This is a genomic window from Rahnella sp. PAMC25617 (genome assembly GCF_050606005.1).
GTDB lineage: Bacteria > Pseudomonadota > Gammaproteobacteria > Enterobacterales > Enterobacteriaceae > Rahnella > Rahnella variigena.
In genome coordinates, this window is sequence record NZ_JBOCUM010000248.1 from 1 (window position 1) to 212 (window position 212).

Consider the following 212-nt stretch of genomic DNA (forward strand, 5'->3'; position numbering starts at 1 on the left):
AAAAAACACCTGACACACCTGAAATCATTGAAATCACGTTTGAAAAAGGAAAACCAACAGCTATTGATGGTATTCAGTATTCCTTATCAGATCTTATTCTTCATTTAAATGAAGTCGCTGGTCAGCATGGGGTTGGCAGAATCGACCACGTTGAAAACCGTCTTGTAGGCATTAAATCTCGTGAAGTGTACGAATGCCCAGGTGCTGTCACA

Annotated in this window: 1 pseudogene; it reads left to right on the plus strand. The window is 40.6% G+C overall.

The features are described from left to right. Window positions 1-212: pseudogene (locus ACM615_RS24285) on the plus strand (argininosuccinate synthase); the annotation flags it as partial.